The 17280-nt window shown below is 67.3% G+C and carries 14 protein-coding genes, 1 tRNA gene and 1 pseudogene; 9 read left to right on the top strand and 7 right to left on the bottom strand.

Going from position 1 to position 17280, the window contains the following annotated elements:
- Nucleotides 1-4: 4 nt before the first annotated feature.
- Nucleotides 5-1474, bottom strand: a complete 1470-nt coding sequence (locus CETAM_RS03660; RefSeq protein ID WP_156227131.1) for an NAD-dependent succinate-semialdehyde dehydrogenase — start codon at nucleotides 1472-1474, stop codon at nucleotides 5-7.
- 17 nt (nucleotides 1475-1491) lie between these two features.
- On the bottom strand, nucleotides 1492-1794 hold the full coding sequence (locus tag CETAM_RS03655; protein ID WP_156227130.1) for an antibiotic biosynthesis monooxygenase family protein: 303 nt from the start codon (nucleotides 1792-1794) through the stop codon (nucleotides 1492-1494).
- 114 nt (nucleotides 1795-1908) lie between these two features.
- Here CETAM_RS03655 and pgi point away from each other — a divergent pair, with 114 nt between their 5' ends.
- A complete protein-coding gene (pgi, locus tag CETAM_RS03650) occupies nucleotides 1909-3552 on the top strand; it encodes a glucose-6-phosphate isomerase (protein WP_156227129.1) in 1644 nt (547 codons plus the stop codon).
- A gap of 40 nt (nucleotides 3553-3592) precedes the next feature.
- Nucleotides 3593-5080 carry a glutamate-cysteine ligase family protein gene (locus tag CETAM_RS03645; RefSeq protein ID WP_156227128.1) on the top strand — a complete coding sequence of 496 codons (1488 nt, stop codon included), beginning with the start codon at nucleotides 3593-3595 and terminating at the stop codon, nucleotides 5078-5080.
- A 24-nt stretch (nucleotides 5081-5104) separates the two neighbouring features.
- Here the strand turns inward: CETAM_RS03645 and CETAM_RS03640 are convergent, their stop codons facing one another.
- Together CETAM_RS03640 and CETAM_RS03635 are read right to left on the bottom strand one after the other, a co-directional pair.
- Complete coding sequence (locus tag CETAM_RS03640; RefSeq protein ID WP_156227127.1) at nucleotides 5105-6970, bottom strand: heavy metal translocating P-type ATPase; 1866 nt, start codon at nucleotides 6968-6970, stop codon at nucleotides 5105-5107.
- A gap of 151 nt (nucleotides 6971-7121) precedes the next feature.
- On the bottom strand, nucleotides 7122-7535 hold the full coding sequence (locus tag CETAM_RS03635) for a YccF domain-containing protein (protein ID WP_156227126.1): 414 nt from the start codon (nucleotides 7533-7535) through the stop codon (nucleotides 7122-7124).
- A 40-nt stretch (nucleotides 7536-7575) separates the two neighbouring features.
- Between CETAM_RS03635 and CETAM_RS03630 the strand changes: the two genes are divergently transcribed.
- Nucleotides 7576-8106: a DUF1707 SHOCT-like domain-containing protein gene (locus CETAM_RS03630; RefSeq protein ID WP_197085787.1), complete on the top strand. Its 531-nt coding sequence runs from the start codon at nucleotides 7576-7578 to the stop codon at nucleotides 8104-8106.
- Between the two features lie 10 nt (nucleotides 8107-8116).
- Nucleotides 8117-8767 (top strand): DedA family protein, encoded by a 651-nt coding sequence (locus CETAM_RS03625; RefSeq protein ID WP_156227124.1) that lies wholly within the window; start codon nucleotides 8117-8119, stop codon nucleotides 8765-8767.
- On the opposite strand, the pseudogene CETAM_RS03620 reads toward CETAM_RS03625, so the two are convergent.
- Both CETAM_RS03620 and CETAM_RS03615 read right to left on the bottom strand, forming a co-directional pair.
- Nucleotides 8739-9521: pseudogene (locus CETAM_RS03620) on the bottom strand (DNA-formamidopyrimidine glycosylase family protein); the annotation flags it as partial. The gene CETAM_RS03625 and the pseudogene CETAM_RS03620 overlap by 29 nt on opposite strands.
- A gap of 193 nt (nucleotides 9522-9714) precedes the next feature.
- Nucleotides 9715-14361 carry an ATP-dependent helicase gene (locus CETAM_RS03615; RefSeq protein WP_156227122.1) on the bottom strand — a complete coding sequence of 1549 codons (4647 nt, stop codon included), beginning with the start codon at nucleotides 14359-14361 and terminating at the stop codon, nucleotides 9715-9717.
- A gap of 34 nt (nucleotides 14362-14395) precedes the next feature.
- Here CETAM_RS03615 and CETAM_RS03610 point away from each other — a divergent pair, with 34 nt between their 5' ends.
- Genes CETAM_RS03610 through CETAM_RS03595 form a run of 4 tightly spaced genes read left to right on the top strand, consistent with a single transcriptional unit; the run spans nucleotide 14396 to nucleotide 16782 of the window.
- The gene (locus tag CETAM_RS03610; RefSeq protein ID WP_156229355.1) at nucleotides 14396-15154 is read left to right on the top strand and encodes a 3'(2'),5'-bisphosphate nucleotidase CysQ; all 759 of its coding nucleotides are present in this window, start codon (nucleotides 14396-14398) and stop codon (nucleotides 15152-15154) included.
- Between the two features lie 10 nt (nucleotides 15155-15164).
- A complete protein-coding gene (locus CETAM_RS03605) occupies nucleotides 15165-15971 on the top strand; it encodes a thymidylate synthase (RefSeq protein WP_156227121.1) in 807 nt (268 codons plus the stop codon).
- Nucleotides 15972-15976: 5 nt separating this feature from the next.
- Nucleotides 15977-16513: a dihydrofolate reductase gene (locus tag CETAM_RS03600; protein ID WP_156229354.1), complete on the top strand. Its 537-nt coding sequence runs from the start codon at nucleotides 15977-15979 to the stop codon at nucleotides 16511-16513.
- Nucleotides 16510-16782: a mycoredoxin gene (locus CETAM_RS03595; protein WP_156227120.1), complete on the top strand. Its 273-nt coding sequence runs from the start codon at nucleotides 16510-16512 to the stop codon at nucleotides 16780-16782. Before CETAM_RS03600 ends, CETAM_RS03595 begins: the two co-directional genes overlap by 4 nt.
- Here CETAM_RS03595 and CETAM_RS03590 read toward each other — a convergent pair.
- Nucleotides 16779-17057 carry a hypothetical protein gene (locus CETAM_RS03590; protein ID WP_156227119.1) on the bottom strand — a complete coding sequence of 93 codons (279 nt, stop codon included), beginning with the start codon at nucleotides 17055-17057 and terminating at the stop codon, nucleotides 16779-16781. The genes CETAM_RS03595 and CETAM_RS03590 overlap by 4 nt on opposite strands.
- A 102-nt stretch (nucleotides 17058-17159) precedes the next feature.
- Between CETAM_RS03590 and CETAM_RS03585 the strand changes: the two genes are divergently transcribed.
- A tRNA-Arg gene (locus CETAM_RS03585) sits at nucleotides 17160-17232 on the top strand.
- Nucleotides 17233-17280 lie beyond the last annotated feature (48 nt).

The raw sequence follows: 17280 nt of genomic DNA, 5'->3' as shown, positions 1-17280 counted from the left end.
CCCCTCACATCGGCAGCGAGATGAACTTCGGCTCGAGGAATTCGTGGATGCCCTCGAATCCGCCCTCGCGACCGAGGCCGGATTCCTTGACCCCGCCGAAGGGTGCGGCCGGGTCAGAGAGCGCGCCCTTGTTCACCGCGACCATGCCGGCCTCGACGCGCTCGGCCAGGGAGAGCGCATGCGTGAGGTTCCCCGAGAAGACGTAGGCGGCCAGACCGAAGGGGGTGTCGTTGGCCATGGCGATGGCCTCGTCGTCGGTCTCGAAGGTGGTCACCGCCAGCACGGGGCCGAAGATCTCGGTGCTGAGGATGTCCGCGCCGACAGGGATGTCGGTGAGCACCGTCGCCGGGAAATAGAAGCCCTCGGGGTCGAGCCCCGCCGGAAGTTCTTTGCCGAGGGGGCGGGAGGCGCCGCGGTTGACGGCGTCGTCGACAAGCGCGGTGACCTTCTCCAGCTGGTCCGCTCCGGAGAGCGGACCGTAGGACACACCTTCATCGGTGCCCCGGCCGAGGCGGAAGGACTCCATGACCCTGATGGCGCGGGCCACGAACTCCTCCTCGACCGATGCGTGGACGAGGAAGCGGTTCGCCGCGATGCACACCTGACCCGCACCCCGCATCTTCGCGGTGGCCACGGCCTCGGCGGCAAGGTCGAGGTCGGCGTCCTCGCACACGATGAAGGGGGCGTTGCCGCCGAGTTCCAGCGACACCTTCATGGAGTGCGCCGCAGCCTTCGCGGCGAGCATCTGACCGACCTCGGTCGATCCGGTGAAGGTGAGCTTGCGCAGTCGGGGGTCGTCGAGAAGCGCGGAGATATTCGAGCTGGAACCGGTGGGGACGACGGCGAGGACACCGTCGGGAAGACCCGCCTCGGCGAGGAGCTTCGCCAGATACAGCATGGTCAACGGCGTCTTCGACGCCGGTTTGATGATCATCGTGCAGCCGGCGGCCAGGGCTGGTGCGATCTTGCGCGCGCCCATGGCCAGCGGGAAGTTCCACGGGGTGATGGCCAGACAGGGGCCGACGGGCTGCTCGTGGACGATGATGCGGGAATGCCCGGCGGGGCTGTGGCGGTAGTCGCCGCGCACGCGCACGCCCTCCTCCGCGAACCAGCGGAAGAACTCCGCACCGTAGGTGACCTCGGCCTTTGAGTCCGGGAGCGCGCGACCGAGCTCGGCGGACTGGAGGTACGTCAGCTGCTCGACATGGTCGTGGATGAGTTCGAAGGTGCGGCGCAGGATTTCGGAGCGCTCGCGGGCGGATGTGGCGGCCCACCCGGCTTGAGCCGCGCAGATGGAGTCAAGCGCGCGGCGGGCGTCCGCCTCGGAGGCCGACGCGACCGACGCGAGCACACTGGCGTCCGAAGGGTCGATCACCTCGAAGGTCGCCTGCCCGGCGGCGTCCCCGAACTGGCCGTTGATGAACAGACCCTTCGGGGCATCGGTGATGAGGGTTTCCAGATCGGTGGGGTTCATGCCACCACCTTTACCCGCTACCTGTCGTTGGAGTCGAGCACCACTTCGAATTCGAGCAGCTCAGCACCGCTGGCCACGGGCTTCTGATTCCCCCCGTGGGCGGCGCGTGCGTTGCCGTCACGCCATGCGGCGTAGGACTCCTCGTCCGCCCAGCGGGTGACCACGAAGTAACGGTCCTCGCCCTTCACGGGACGCAGCAGCTGGAAGCCCTCGAATCCGGGAGAACCGTCCACGGCCTGTTTCCGGGCGGCGAAACGGTTCTCGAGCTCGGGGCCTGCACCCTCGGGAACGGAAATGGCGTTGATCTTGATGATGCTCATGACCCCCATTGTGCACACAATCCGGCATTCCGGCTCACATCCCGGGCGCAGGGTGCTCTTATTCACTACATTCGGAAGTGACATAAATGTTTTTCCCCCGATAGGAGCCCCGCCATGGTCGACATCACCACCTCCGCAGAATGGAAGAACCTCGAGGCCGTGTACGAGCGGACCCAGGCAGCTACCCTGCGCGAGCTGTTCGCCGCAGATCCGCAGCGTGCGGAAAAGTTCACTTTCGACGCCGCGGGCCTGCACGTGGACCTGTCGAAGAACCTGGTGGATGATGAGACCGTTGACGCCCTGATCACCCTGGCCAAGGAGGCCCAGCTCTCCGAGGCGATCGAGAAGATGTTCACCGGAGCGCACCTCAACAACACCGAGGATCGCGCTGTGCTGCACACCGCGCTGCGCCTGCCCGTGGAGGCAGACCTGGAGGTCGACGGCCAGGACGTCGCCGCAGACGTCCACGAGGTCCTCGGTCGGATGCGGGACTTCGCCTCCGCGCTGCGCTCGGGCAAATGGTTGGGCCACACCGGCCACACCATCAAGAAGATCGTCAACATCGGCATCGGTGGCTCCGATCTCGGCCCCGCGATGGCGACGAAGGCACTGCGTTCCTACGCCATCGCCGGCATCACCGCGGAGTTCGTCTCCAACGTGGATCCGTCCGACATGGCCGCCACCCTGGACACCCTCGACCCGGGGTCGACGCTGTTCATCATCGCCTCCAAGACGTTCACCACCCAGGAAACCCTGTCCAACGCCCATGCCGCGAAGCGCTGGCTGCTCGAGGCCTTCGACGGGGACGAACGTGCCGTGGCAAAGCATTTCGTCGCGGTGTCCACCAACGCGGAAAAGGTCGCCGAGTTCGGCATCGACACAGCGAACATGTTCGGCTTCTGGGACTGGGTGGGCGGCCGCTACTCCGTGGACTCCGCCATCGGGCTGTCGCTGATGGCCGTCATCGGCCCGAAGGACTACATGCGTTTCCTCGAGGGCTTCCATGCGATGGACGAGCACTTCCGTGCCATGCCCTTCGAGAGGAACGTGCCTGTCCTGATGGCGCTGCTGGGCATCTGGTACGTCAACTTCCACGGCTTCGAGACCCACGCGGTGCTCCCCTACTCCCAGGACCTGGCCCGCTTCCCCGCCTACCTGCAGCAGCTGACGATGGAGTCCAACGGCAAATCCGTCCGACGCGACGGTTCAGCGGTCAGCCACTCCACCGGTGAGATCTACTGGGGTGAGCCCGGCACCAACGGCCAGCACGCCTTCTACCAGCTCATGCACCAGGGCACCCGCGTCGTGCCGGCGGATTTCATCGGCTTCGCCCGCCCCAAGGATGAGCTGCCGACCGCCACCGGCGAGGGTTCCATGCACGACCTGCTCATGGGCAACCTCTTCGCCCAGACCAAGGTGCTGGCCTTCGGCAAGAACGCGGAGGAGATCGCCGCAGAAGGTGTGACCGGGGACCTGGTGCCCCACAAGGTGATGCCGGGCAACCGCCCGACCACCGCCATCCTGGCGCAGGAGCTGACCCCGGCCGTGCTGGGTGCGTTGATCGCGCTCTACGAGCACATCACCTTCGTGCAGGGGGTCATCTGGGACATCAACTCCTTCGATCAGTGGGGCGTTGAGCTGGGTAAGCAGCAGGCGAGTCAGCTGGCGGCAGCAGTGTCCGGCAAGGAGGAGGCCGATTCCGGCGACGCCTCCACCGACGCCCTGATCGGGTGGTACCGCAGCAACCGTGACGATTAGGCCCACATGAAACGGTGTTGACCGCTACTGTCTGTAGGTCATGGGCGACGCAGTTTCACGAGACACCTACACCCCGCAGCAGCGTACGAAGTACCGCCAGCATCTGATGAACGATCTGGAGGTCTTCGACCGGCATCTGCAGAAGGCGGAGTTCGACAGCCACGGGTCCATCGGCCTGGAGCTCGAACTCAACCTCATCGGTGACGACATGCAGCCGGTGTGCAAGGGGCCGGAGGTCCTCGCACGGCTGGGGGATGAATACCAGTCCGAGATCGGCATGTACAACGTCGAGCTCAATCACCCGCCGCTCAGCGTCTCCGGTGACGGGTTACGCCAGCTGCATAAGGGCATCACCGAACGTCTCTCGGAGGTACGGCGGGCGGCGGCCGAGGTGGGGGCCCGGGTCGCGATGATCGGCACCCTCCCTACCGTGACCACCGACTTCCTCGCCGACCCCGGCTGGATGACCCCGGAGAACCGTTACCGGGCGCTCAACAACGCCGTCATGCAGAGCCGCGGCGAGCTGGTGCACATCGACCTCTCCAACCAGGAGGAGTTCCGTCACGAGTTCGAGGACATCGCCCCCGAATCGACGTGCACCTCCATACAGCTGCACCTTCAGGTTCCGCCGAACCGCTTCGCCAGCGCATGGAACGCCTCCCAGGCGATGGCTGCCGTCCAGGTCGCCCTCAGCGCCAACTCCCCGCTGTTCCTGGGCCGGAAGCTGTGGCACGAGTCGCGGATCCCGGTGTTCCAGCAGGCCATTGACACCCGCACCCCGGAGCTGGTGGCCCAGGGTGTGCGTCCGCGAGTCTGGTTCGGTGAACGCTGGATCACCAGTGTCTTCGACCTCTTCGAGGAGAACGTCCGCTACTTCTCCCCGCTCCTGCCCGAATCCCGCGAGGACTCCGGCAAGCCCGTCGTCGACGGACAGTCCCCCACCCTGCACCACCTCAACCTGCACAACGGCACCGTGTGGCGCTGGAACCGCCCGATCTACGCCCCCGGCAGACAACTCGCCCACATACGGGTGGAGAACCGGATCCTGCCCGCCGGCCCCACCGTCACCGACATCGTCGCCGACGCCGCCTTCTATTACGGCCTGGTGAAATACCTCGCCGAGGAGACCCGCCCCGTGTGGTCGCGTCTGCCCTTCGAGACAGCCGAGCAGAACTTCTTCTACGGCGCCCGCGCCGGTCTGTTCGCCCGCCTCGACTGGCCGACGCTGGGGCGTATCGACGTCGCCGCCCTCATCGAGGATCACCTCATCGACCAGGCCGCGGAAGGGCTGCGGGCCCTGGACGTCGACGAGGACCTGATCACGCACTACCTCGGCATCATCCGCGAGCGTGTCCGCACACGGCAGAACGGTGCCATGTGGCAGCTGCGCACGGTGAAGTCGCTCACACCCGCCGGCAGCAAGCCGGATTCCCCCGAGCGACGCGCCGCGATCGCCGAGATGCTGCGCCGCTATCTGGCGAACCAGGCCACCGACGAGCCCGTGCACACCTGGAAAATCCGCTCCTGACCGGCAGGGTCGCAGTGCCGTCGATCATGCGGTGAGCGCCTGTCTGGCCGTCTCTTTCGCGGGCGACCCCGCGACCGGGACGTTCTCTCTGAGGGTGGGTCGCAGCAGGAGCATCGCGATACCGATGACCAGCAGGACCGAGGCCTCGTGGACGAGCATGCCGATCGACATGGTGACGCCGCCGAACAGGACGCCGGCCAGCAGAACCGCCACGGTGAGCAGGGCGATGCCGATGTTCACGTGCATCGTTCTGACGGTCCGCCTGGCCAGTCCCAGTGCGTAGGGCAGACGGGGCAGCTTGTCCGCCATCAGGGCGATGTCCGCGGTCTCGATGGCGGCCGGGGAGCCGGCGGCACCCATGGCCACACCGATGTCGGCCTGTGCCAGTGCCGGGGTGTCGTTGACACCGTCACCGACCATGGCCACGACGTGCCCCTTGGCCTGCAGTTCCTTCACGATGTCCAGCTTTTCCTCCGGCATCAGTTCGGCACGGACCTCGTCCACGCCCAGTTCGGCGGCGACGTTGCGGGCGACACGCTCGGCGTCACCGGTGGCCATGATGACCCTGATGCCGCGGGCGTGCAGGTCACTGACGGCCTTTCGGGCGTCGGCCCGGACGGTGTCGGCGACTGCGATGATACCGACGGCCGCACCGTTGACGCCGACGTACATGGCGGTCCTGCCCTGGTCGTTCAGCTCCAGGATGCGCGCGTTGTCCGGGGTCTTCTCCAGCAGGTCAGCGGAGCCGACGGTGACCTCGAGGCCATCGACCTGCGCGAGGATTCCCTTCCCTGCGACCGGGCGGGCCTTCTCGACCATATCGACGGGCAGACCCCTGTTCTCTGCGCCGCGGATGATGGCCTCCGCCAGCGGGTGCTCGGATGCGGTCTCTGCGCGTGCCGCCAGGGTGAGAACCTCGTTCGCGGTATAGGCGGGATCGAGGACATCGACGTCGGTCAGCTCAGGGCGACCGTTGGTCAGCGTGCCGGTCTTGTCCACGACAACCGCGTCAACCTTCGCGGCGGTCTCGAGGTACTCTCCGCCCTTGATCAGGACACCATCCTTCGCCGAGCGGCCGATGCCGGCGACGATGGAGACGGGGATGGAGATGACCAGCGCTCCGGGGCAGGCGATGACCAGCAGCGTCAGGGCAAGTTCAACGTTCTGCGCGAGCAGCCCGACCAGCAGGGCCGCGACCATCACGCCAGGGGTGTAGTACCTGGAGAACTTCTCCAGGAAGGTCTGCGTCCGGGCCTTGTCGTCCTGGGCGTCCTCGACCCGGTGGATGATCTTGGCCAGGGTGGAGTCGGAGCCGATGCCGACGGCCTCGACCCGCAGCAGTCCGCTGCGCAGCCAGGTGCCGGCGAAGACCTCCGAGCCTTCCGCCTTCTCTGCGGGGACGGATTCACCGGTGATGGTGGCTTCGTCGACGCCGCCGTGACCGGTGATCACGCGGCCGTCAACGGGAATCTGCTCCCCGTTCTTGATCAGCACGACGTCGCCGGGGACCAGTTCCCAGATCTCGACGGTCTCGGGTTCGCCGTCGCGCAGGAGGGTGGCGGTCTCGGGGGCGGCCTCGACCAGATCGCTCAGCGCCTTGCGGGTCCGGTTGAGCGTCGCCCTCTCCAGGGCCTTGCCCAGTGCGAAGAGGAAGGTGACGGCTGCGGATTCCCAGTAGTTGTTGATGAACAGCGCGCCGACGGCGGCCACGACGACCAGCAGGTCGATCGAGATCATCTTTATTCTCAGGGCCTGGACCGCAGAGACGGCGATCTGCCACCCGGCCACGACGGCCGCGACAATCATCAGCCAGTCCCAGCCGGTGATCCAGGAGAGGATGATCAGTGCGCCGGACAGGGCTACGACACCCCAGGTCTTCCAGGTTTTCATGATGGTCTTCCTTTGAACGCTCAGTAGATTTCTCTTGACACCTCTCAACCTATGAACTTCCGGCGACAAGTTCCTTGACGCGGATCAATCAGCCCCGAACCCTCAAGAACAAAGTGCCCGCCGGCACCGGGGAGGGTGTCGGCGGGTCCGGTCAGAGCTTGACCATCGGTTCGTAACCGAAGGGGATGCGGTCGGAGGAGACGATCTCTTTGCCGAAGGGGAAGCAGGTCACCGGAATCATCTTGATGTTCGCCCACGCGAGCGGGATGCCGATGATCGTGGCGGCCTGCGCGGCGGCGGTGGCTACGTGACCGATCGCCAGCCACAGGCCCGCGACGAGGAACCAGATGATGTTGCTGAGGGTGGACATCCCACCGGCCCCACCGACCGGTTGGACGACGGAACGACCGAACGGTGCCACGGCGTAATTGGCCATGCGGAAGGATGCGACGCCGGCCGGAATCGTCACCACCAGCAGGCAGGCGAGGACCCCGAAGAGGACGTAGCCGGCGGCGAGGAGAAAACCACCGGTGATGAACCAGACGATGTTGAGCAGGAGTTTCACACCTCCGAATCTAGTGGAAACTGCGGATAGCATGGTCCACATGGATGACCACCTCCGGATCTCCGACAATGAGCGGCTCACCGCCATGTCCTCCCTGGCCTCGCATTTCACCGAGGGACGTCTGGACACCGTCGAGTTCGACGAGCGCACTCTGGCGGCGTCGCAGGCGAAGACGAGGGGCGATCTCCGCCCGCTTTTCGCCGATCTGCCCGGCCAGTTGGAGGGCGCACTGACGGGGACGGGGAGCACCGGGCCGGCTCCCCGGGAGCCGGAGCTGGACGCCGAGCTGGAGCAGGTCCGCGCCCGGGGCGCGCGGGTGGAGACGTGGGACGGGATCATCGGCAGCGTCACGTTGGCGGCATTCCTCATCCTCATGTTCGCTGTCAATGTGTCCTGGGCGTGGGTCGTGTGGCCGCTGATGGGTGTCGTCGTCATGATCCCGAGGCTGATCAACCACTTCTCCGACTCGGATGAGAAGACCTACAAGGAGCTGAAAAAAGCCGAGGAAGAAGCCAGGAAAGTCCGCCTGCAGCGCGCCACGAAGCGACTGAAGGAACTCGAAGAGGGGTAATGTCCACCGCATGTTCAATTCCATCGTCGACTGGGTCGTCTCGCTCATGGAGACTCTGGGGGCGCCCGGCGTAGGCCTCGCGATCCTGCTCGAGAATCTCTTCCCGCCCATCCCCTCCGAGGTCGTACTTCCGTTGGCCGGCTTCACCGCCTCCCGCGGCGAGCTCAACGTCTACGCCGCTTTCGTCTGGGCCACCATCGGCTCCGTCCTCGGCGCGTACCTGCTCTACTGGCTGGGAGCTGCCTTCGGTGCGCAGCGGCTCCGGCAGATCGCGGACTGGATGTGGCTGGTCGAGCCCGAGGACGTGGACAAGGCCCTGCAGTGGTTCAGCAAATACGGCCGGTGGTCGGTGTTCTTCGGTCGCCTGGTGCCCGGCATCCGGTCGTTGATCTCCATCCCGGCCGGCGTCGACCGCATGAATCCGGTGGTGTTCGGCCTGATGACGCTCACAGGTTCCGCCTTGTGGAACGCACTGCTCATCGCCGCCGGTGTGTGGCTGGGGGACCGCTACCACCTCGTGGAGACCTACGTCAGCGAGTACTCCACGGTGGTCTATGTCATCGTCGGTATCGCCGTGCTCCTGGTGTTCGTCCTGTTGGCTCGACGGGCACGGGTACGAAACCAGGCACGGAAGGCTGACATGAGGGGCACCACCAGATGATCCTCTCCCCCAGCATCGAACGCGCAATCCCCGTGCCGCAGCGGCGGCACGGTCGGCGGTGGCGACCGAAGACGTAGGTCGTTTCCCCGGCGCGCCGGACACCGGTGGTCACGCGCACCGGGGCGTCGCGGTTGGCCCACATGACCCGTCGCGTCACGTCGAGGACCTGATCCACGTCGACCTCCCCCACCGGCTTCGCCGGATGGATGCCGCACAGGAAGCAGATCTCCGCCCGGTATTCGTTGCCCACCCCGGCGAGGTTGTGCTGGTCGAGCAACGCCTCACCGATGCTTCTCGACGCCCCCGCCATCACCCTCCGCCGGGCCTCTTCCCGGCCGTGGGGTTCCCAGTCCTCGGCGAGCACATCGGGTCCGAAACGGGCGATGTGTTCGTGATAGTGGCCCGTGGGGAAGACCTCGACCAGGCCGAGCGAATGTCCGACCACCTCGATGGGGCGCGGATGGGGGGTGCCGGTGAGCTGCAGGACGACGCGGGCGGTGTGGCCGGGTTTGCGCCACCGGTCGCCCTTCAGGTGCATCGCCCAGGTGCCCTCCATCTTCAGGTGGGTGTGCAGGATCCGCCCCCCGAACTGCATGTAGAGGTGTTTTCCGTAGGGCCACACGCGGTCGACGTTCTGGCCGCTGAAGTCGACGGTGGCCACGCTGGGCACGCGCAGCGAGGTGTGGAGGACCTCTCGGCCGGTCATGAACTGCAGGCGCCGGGAGAGCTGGAGGACGGAATCACCTTCGGGCACGTTGCCCACGTTACCGTCCCCGCCACGAGGCACGAACCTGGAGCCGCCGTCCCCCCGAGTTTCCCTTCGGTGACGACTCCGGGGTTCGGACCCCGTGGCGCCTGCCTCCCCCCGCCGTCATTATCGGCCGGAACCACAACTGACACCGGTGGAGTTTCATCCACCCCAGTGGGAGAGGGTGCGTGAGCTGCATTTATTCGTCACGGAAACTGAGCCCTTCGATGGCGTCACTGACGCTTCGCCCCCTTCCGGGGGCACGGGGTGGCGCAGATCTCCCACCTATCCGGGCTCCTCGCGGGCTTATCGACGCCCCGGCCTCCCGCAACGCACCCAGCAACGGGGAGTCGAAGACGGGCTCACCGTTGAGTCTCTCCACCGTGAGGGCCTGGTCGACGGTGGCGGCGAGCGCCGCGACGACCAGGTCGGTGTTGACGTCGTCGAAGAGCGTGAGGGTGCGGCCACCGCGTGTGACGTGGGCGAGCAGGAGCCCGTCGGCGAGCACGACCATGGCGCCCGCCGCCCGGCTCGGGCCATTCTCCGGCCAGGGCAGGGCCGCGCCGTAGGGGTTGGCCGGATCGGCGGCGGCGAGCACGTGGACGTCCGGGTCCTGTGTGCCGGAGGGCCAGCCGCCGAGGTCCGGGCTGTCCGCCATGCCACGCAGCCGGTCGATGACCGCCGGGGTGGAGAACTGCGAAGCCCCGAGACCCTCCACGAGGTATCCACGCATCGCTTTACCGGACTCCTCGAAACCACTCAGGACCTTGTAGGCCAGCACGAAACCGCCGAGCACGTCCTCGGCGACGATGCTGCCCCGGGTGACCACGCCGTAGCGGTCCAGCCATGTCTCGCCCTGGATCACTGATCGGGCGGTGGCATCGGTGCTGGCGGGAACGGTCAGGGACCAGCGTCCGCCCATGTCATGGGGAACGCTCGGCAGGCTCCGCGGGCGGCCCATACGGACGCGGGAACGGTTGGGGCGGCGCCGGGCGCGATGGGCGGTGGTGCCACCGGAGGTGGCCAGACGGGCGCGGACCGGGGCGAAGCCGTCGGGGCTGACCAGGCCGGCGTCGACAAGCCCCCACAACGCCTCCCGCAGCTGTTCCGTGGTGACCAGCTCAGTCAGTTCGGTCTGCAGGTCGGTGAAGAGGAAGCCGCCGCCGCGCTGGAGGATCTCCACCACACGCTCCTGGATGAACGTCAGTCCCTCGGACGGGAGCTGGGGCGCCAGTTCAGCGGCATAGTCGGCGGGCAGCAGCATGATCCACGGGTCGCGGGCCGCGGCGGTGCCGGCCCCGAGGATGAGGATCTCGCCGGAGGACGTGAGCTCGTCGAGGTGGAGCGGAGAATAGTCCCCCACCCGCGTGGGCAGGACGAGCGATTCCCACGCGCTGGCGGGCAGACGCGCGCCGGCGAGCTGTTCGAGGACGGTGAACACGCCGTCGGCGCCGCGCAGCGCCGGCCGTTTCCCCACCGGCGCGACCTGCTGCCAGTCGACGAGGAAGCGGGCGTAGGCGGACTGGGACACCGGCTGGGTGGCGGCGCGGGCGGCGGCCAGTGACCTGCGGCGGATGACTCCCAGCACATCCGAGGAGCAGTACTCCTGCTCCTCGATGCCCTGCCGGAAGCGGCCCTCGATGACACGGGCGTCGGAAAGCAGCGGCTGGAGGGCGGAGTGGGCGGCGCTGACGGCGAGCCCGAGGGCGTCGGCGAGTTCGCGGAGGACGAAGGGGCCGCGGGTGCGCGCCCAGCGGGACACCAGCTGGTCGAGCGCATCGACGATGGTGTCCACCTGGGCCGGGATGCCGGGCGGGACGGGGATGCCCAGGGCGTCGCGGAGCAGCGGTGCGTCCAGCGACTGGGCGAGGTGCGGGCGGCCGTTGAGGCGGACCTCCATGATGCGGTCGCCCAGGCTGTCCAGCCCGCCGGTGAAGGTGGCGTAGTGCTCCAGCTCGTCGAGGGGGACCGGGCCGAGGATGCGCAGGGTGTCGGCGAATTCCTCCGGTGACCTGGCCCGACGTTCGCCGCGGCGGCGCAGTTGTTCATGGACCTCCGTGATGATCTCGGGGTCGAGGAGCTCACGCAGTTCGACCGTGCCCAGCAGCTTCGCCAGCAGCGTCGGGTCGAGCGCGAGTGCGGCGGCGCGTTTCTCGGCGAGGGGGCTGTCTCCCTCGTACATGAACGCGCCGGTGTAGTTGAACAGCAGCGAGGACGCGAAGGGGCTGGGTTGATCGGTGGTGACTTCCGCGATGCGGATCCGGCGGGTCCCCAGGTCGCGGCACACCTGGGTGAGCGCCGGCAGGTCGTAGACGTCCTGGAGACATTCGCGGACGGTCTCCAGGATGATGGGGAAACTCGGGTACTTCCGGGCCACGTCCAGAAGCTGCTCGGCGCGCTGTCGCTGCTGCCACAACGGGGCGCGCTTGCCGGGGTTGCGGCGCGGCAGGAGGAGCGCACGGGAGGCGCACTCGCGGAAGCGGGAGGCGAACAGCGCGGAGTTGCCCACCTGCTCGGTGACCAGCTCCCCGATGTCGTCGGCGTCGAAGAGGAAGATCGAGGCGTCCGGGTCGGTGTCCCCCTCGGGCAGGCGCAGGACTATTCCGTCATCACCGGCGACGGCCTGGGCGTCCATGCCGGTGCGTTCCGCGATGCGCGCGCCGACCGCCAGTGCCCAGGCGGCGTTGACTCCCCGCCCGAAGGGGGTGTGCAGCACCACACGCCAGTCGCCCAGCTCATCCCGGAATCGCTCCAGCACGAGGGTCCTGTCGTCCGGGATCACGCCGGTCGCCTCGTGCTGCTCCGCCAGGAAGGCCAGCAGGTTGTTACGGGCATTGTCGTCGAGGTCGGTGATCCGCTCCGGTTGCGCATGGACCTCCCGGCGGTAGGCGCCCAGCGCCAGGCCGAGTTCGAAGGGGCGGCCGACGGCGTCACCGGTCCAGAAGGGCAGGCGGCCGGTGTGCCCCGGCGCGGGACTGACCAGCACCTGATCGCGGGTGATGTCCTGGATGCGCCAGCTGGAGGCGCCGAGGGTGAAGACGTCACCGACGCGGGACTCGTAGACCATCTCCTCATCCAGTTCGCCGACCCGACGTGGTGTCCCCTCCCCGCCCAGGAGAAACACGCCGAACATGCCGCGGTCCGGGATCGTGCCGCCGGAGGTCACCGCCACCCGTTGTGCGCCCGGCCGGGCGGAGAGTATCCCCGTGACCCGGTCGAAGACCACGCGCGGACGCAGCTCGGCGAAGTCCGTCGACGGGTACACGCCGCTGACCAGGTCGATCACCGCGTCGAACACGTCGCGTGCCAGCTCCCGGTAGGGCCAGGCGCGCCGCACGAGGGAGTACCACTCCTCCACGTCGACGTCCTCCACCGCCACCGCGGCCACCGTCTGCTGGGCGAGCACGTCGAGCGGATTGGCGGGCACGTGGAGCTCCTCGATGAGCCCCTGCCGCATCCGCGCCACCGTCACCGCCGACTGCACCAGGTCAGCGCGGTGTTTGGGGTAGAAGGAACCCTCGGACACCGCGCCCACCGAGTGCCCGGCGCGGCCCACGCGTTGCAGGCCGGAGGCCACGCTCGGGGGCGACTCCACCTGCACCACCAGGTCGACCGCACCCATGTCGATGCCCAGCTCCAGCGAACTGGTCGCCACCACCGCCCGCAGGGCACCCTCCTTGAGCATCTGCTCCGTCAGTGCGCGCTCGTCCTTGGACACGGAGCCGTGGTGGGCGCGGGCGATGACCGGCGGGGCGGCGCCGGCGGTGTCGGAGGGGACCATGATCTGGGCCGGCGGGCGTCGGAGGGCGGGGGACAGTGAATCCGGATCGTGGATCTCGGCGTGAATCTCATTGAGCCGGCTGGTCAGCCGCTCCGCGGAACGCCGCGAGTTGACGAACACCAACGTCGAGCGGTGCGCCATCACCTCGTCGTAGACGTCCCGCTCGATGTAGGGCCAGATCGACTTCTGGGCGGGCAGGGCGGACTCCGCCGGGGCATCCCCGGGGGTGCCGGACAGGCCGAGCGGATCATCGACCGTCACCTCGCCGATGGTGGAGCCCATCTCCGGCACCGGCAGATCGGACATGTCCTCGACCCCGACGCGCACGTCGAGTTCCCAGGCCTTCTCCGAGGGTGGGGCGATGATCTCCACCGGCCGGTCGCCGCCGAGGAAGTTGGCCACCGTGGTCAGCGGCCGCACCGTCGCCGACAGCCCGATGCGCTGGAAACCCCCCGTCAGCCGGGCGAGACGCTCCAGGGAAAGTGCCAGGTGGACCCCGCGTTTCGTGCCGGCCAGCGCGTGGATCTCGTCGATGATGACGGTGTCCACGCTCTGGAGGATGCCCGCCGCCTTCGACGTGAGCATGAGGTACGCCGACTCCGGCGTGGTGATCAGGATGTCCGGGGGCCTGCGCACCTGGCGGTTACGTTCCGCCTGGGGGGTGTCCCCCGAGCGCACCCCCACCGAGATGTCCGGCACGTCCAGCCCGAGCCGCTGGGCCACCCTGCCGATGCCCGTGAGCGGGGCGCGGAGGTTGTTCTCCACGTCCACGCCGAGGGCCTTCAGCGGGGAGATGTAGAGCACCTTCACGCCGCCCCCGCTTGCCGACGCCCGCTCCTCCCCCACCGGGAGAGTCAGCTGCCCCGCCTGTTCGACGAGACTGTTGAGGGCCCACAGGAACGCCGCGAGGGTCTTACCGGAACCCGTGGGCGCCACCACGAGGGCGTTGTCCCCGGCGGAGATCGAGGACCACGCCTTTTCCTGTACCGGAGTGGGCGCCGCGAAGACCTCCTCGAACCAGGTGGCCACCTGCGGGCGGAAGCGCGAGAGGATGCTTTCGGCCATGCCCAACTCTAACCCGCGCGGTAAGGTCGACGGCATGACAGCTCACCTTGATGACGCCCGGCTCACCCACCTGCTCGCGCAGGGCACGGGAGAGATCCTCAAGGGTGTCCGCAACGTCGGTGCACTGCGTGGCCGCAACCTCGGCGACGCCGGCGACGAACTCGCCCAGAACTGGATCGCGCGCGTCCTGGCGCAACACCGCCCGGACGACGGTTTCCTCTCCGAGGAGATGGCGGACACCCTGGAGCGACTGGACAAGGACCGTGTGTGGATCATCGATCCCCTGGACGGCACCAAGGAGTTCGCCACCGGGCGTCAGGACTGGGCGGTGCACATCGCGCTCGTCGAGAAGGGTGTCCCCATCCACGCCGCTGTAGCCCTGCCCGATCTGGGAGTGGTCTTCAGCTCCGCCGAAGCACGTGCGGTGAAGGGGCCCTACGCGAAGAAACTGGCCATCTCCCACAACCGTCCGCCGCAGGTGGCTCTCCACATCGCCGAGAAGCTCGGTTTCGAGACCGCCGCGATCGGTTCCGCCGGAGCCAAGGCAATGCACGTCCTCCTCGGCGACTACGACGCCTACATCCACGCCGGCGGCCAGTACGAGTGGGACTCCGCCGCGCCGGTCGGCGTGGCGAAGGCCGCGGGCCTGCACTGCTCGCGTCTCGACGGCACGGAACTCACCTACAACAACAAGGACACCTACATGCCCGACATCCTCATCTGCCGCCCCGAGCTGGCCGAGGATATCCTGGACATGGCGGCGGCATTCTTCAAGGAGAACGGTCGCTACTAAGGTGGTTCGCATGACTGCCTCCATCCCCACCCCCTACGAGGACCTCCTCCGTGAGATTCTCGACCAGGGCGCAGCCAAGGGCGATCGCACCGGTACCGGCACCCTCAGCGTGTTCGGTCGACAGCTTCGCTACAACCTGGCCGATTCATTCCCGCTGCTCACGACGAAGAAGGTTCACCTTCACGCTGTCGTGGGTGAACTGCTGTGGTTCCTGCGCGGCGACTCCAACGTCAGCTGGCTGCAGGACAACAACATCCGCATCTGGAACGAATGGGCCGACGCCGACGGCGAGCTCGGCCCCGTCTACGGCGTGCAGTGGCGTTCCTGGCCCACCCCGGACGGCGCCCACATCGACCAGATCACGGGAGCCCTCGACACCCTGAAGACCAACCCGGATTCCCGCCGGAACATCGTCTCCGCGTGGAACGTCTCGGAGCTGGACAAGATGGCGCTTCTGCCCTGCCACCTGCTGTTCCAGCTCTACGTGGTGGACGGAAGGCTCTCGCTGCAGGTCTACCAGCGCTCCGCGGACATGTTCCTCGGCGTGCCCTTCAACATCGCCTCCTACGCCCTGCTGGCCCACATGTTCGCCCAGCAGGCGGGTCTGGAGGTCGGCGAACTGATCTGGACCGGCGGAGACTGCCACATCTACAACGACCACCGGGAGCAGGTGCGGGAGCAGCTCTCGCGCCAGCCCCGCCCCTACCCGCAGCTGAACCTGCGGGAGGCGGAGAGCATCTTCGACTACACCTTCGAGGACATCGACGTGGTCGGCTACGACCCCCACCCGATCATCAGGGGCAGGGTCTCGGTCTGATGCCCATGCTCGGCGCCATCTGGGCGCAGTCCCTCGACGGCATCATCGGCGACGGGGCGGGAATGCCCTGGCATATCCCGGAGGACCTCGCCCACTTCCGGGAAGTCACCGAGGGCCACCCCGTCATCATGGGCAGGCGCACGTGGCTGAGCCTGCCGGAGAAGTTCCGTCCCCTCCCGGGCCGGGAGAACTTCATCCTGTGCACCCGTGAGGCCGGCGGGTGGTCCACCGGCGGCAGAGTGGTCAATGACCTCCCGGAGCTTCTCGACGTCCCCGAGGTCTGGATCATGGGCGGCGGCCAGGTCTACGCGGCCACCATCGACGAGGTCGACTTCCTGGAGGTCACCCTCATCGGGGCCCACCTCGGCGATGCACTCGGCGACCGTGCCGTCCATGCACCGGAGATCCCCACCGAGTTCGGGTTGATCTCCGACACCGGCTGGCTCGTCTCCGAGAAGGGCCGACTGATCATCGGCGATGAGCCGAGTGACCTTCCCCTGAGGTACCGTTTCCTGCGTTACGAGCGAAAGGAGGCCGCATGACGGCCGAAAACAATCACGTCACGATCTACGCCACCACCTGGTGCCCCTACTGCACGAGCCTGCGTAAGCGACTCGACCGCACCGACACCCCCTATGACCTGGTCGACGTCGAGCTGGATTCCCAGGCCGCGGCCTGGGTCGAGTCCGTCAACGACGGCAACCGGGTCGTACCCACAGTGAAGTACTCCGACGGGACGCACGCCACCAACCCCGAGGCCTCCGCCGTGCGCCGCAAGCTCGAGGAGCTCACGGCCGAGGTGACCGACTAGTCTTCGTCCTCTTCACCGAAGAGGGCGAGCATGTCCTGGGGCGACAGCGAGGCGTTCAGCCCGGCGAGCTCCAGGGAGTACACCTGTTTGAGGTAGTGCTCGAGGACGGCGGCGAGCTGCTTGGCGTCGATCTTGTTCAGCAGCAGCAGTCGCTTGGAGGATCCACCCGGTACCTGCTTGTCGATGGACAGCACCGGGACTCCGTCCTTGGTCACGATCTCGGCGACAATGTCCCGTCGCTGGACGTCGATGAAGGTCGGCTCGTTCTGGGCCACGGTGTGGTCCTTTCTGGCGTGATCAATATCTACATCTCCAGGATAGTTTGCCGTGGTCCGGTTACCGACACCTGCCCCTCGTGCGGTACCCTATCCGATGTTGCCCCAGTAGCTCAGTGGATAGAGCACGGCTCTCCTAAAGCCGGTGTCGGAGGTTCGATTCCTCTCTGGGGCACGATGTGAAGTCTCGCGACATCGTTCCTACGGTGTCGCGAGATTTTTC

Origin of the sequence: Corynebacterium comes (genome assembly GCF_009734405.1) — a bacterium.
Lineage (GTDB): Bacteria > Actinomycetota > Actinomycetes > Mycobacteriales > Mycobacteriaceae > Corynebacterium > Corynebacterium comes.
The sequence above is the reverse complement of the archived record's forward strand: the minus strand, read 5'-3'. Positions and strand labels throughout refer to the sequence as shown.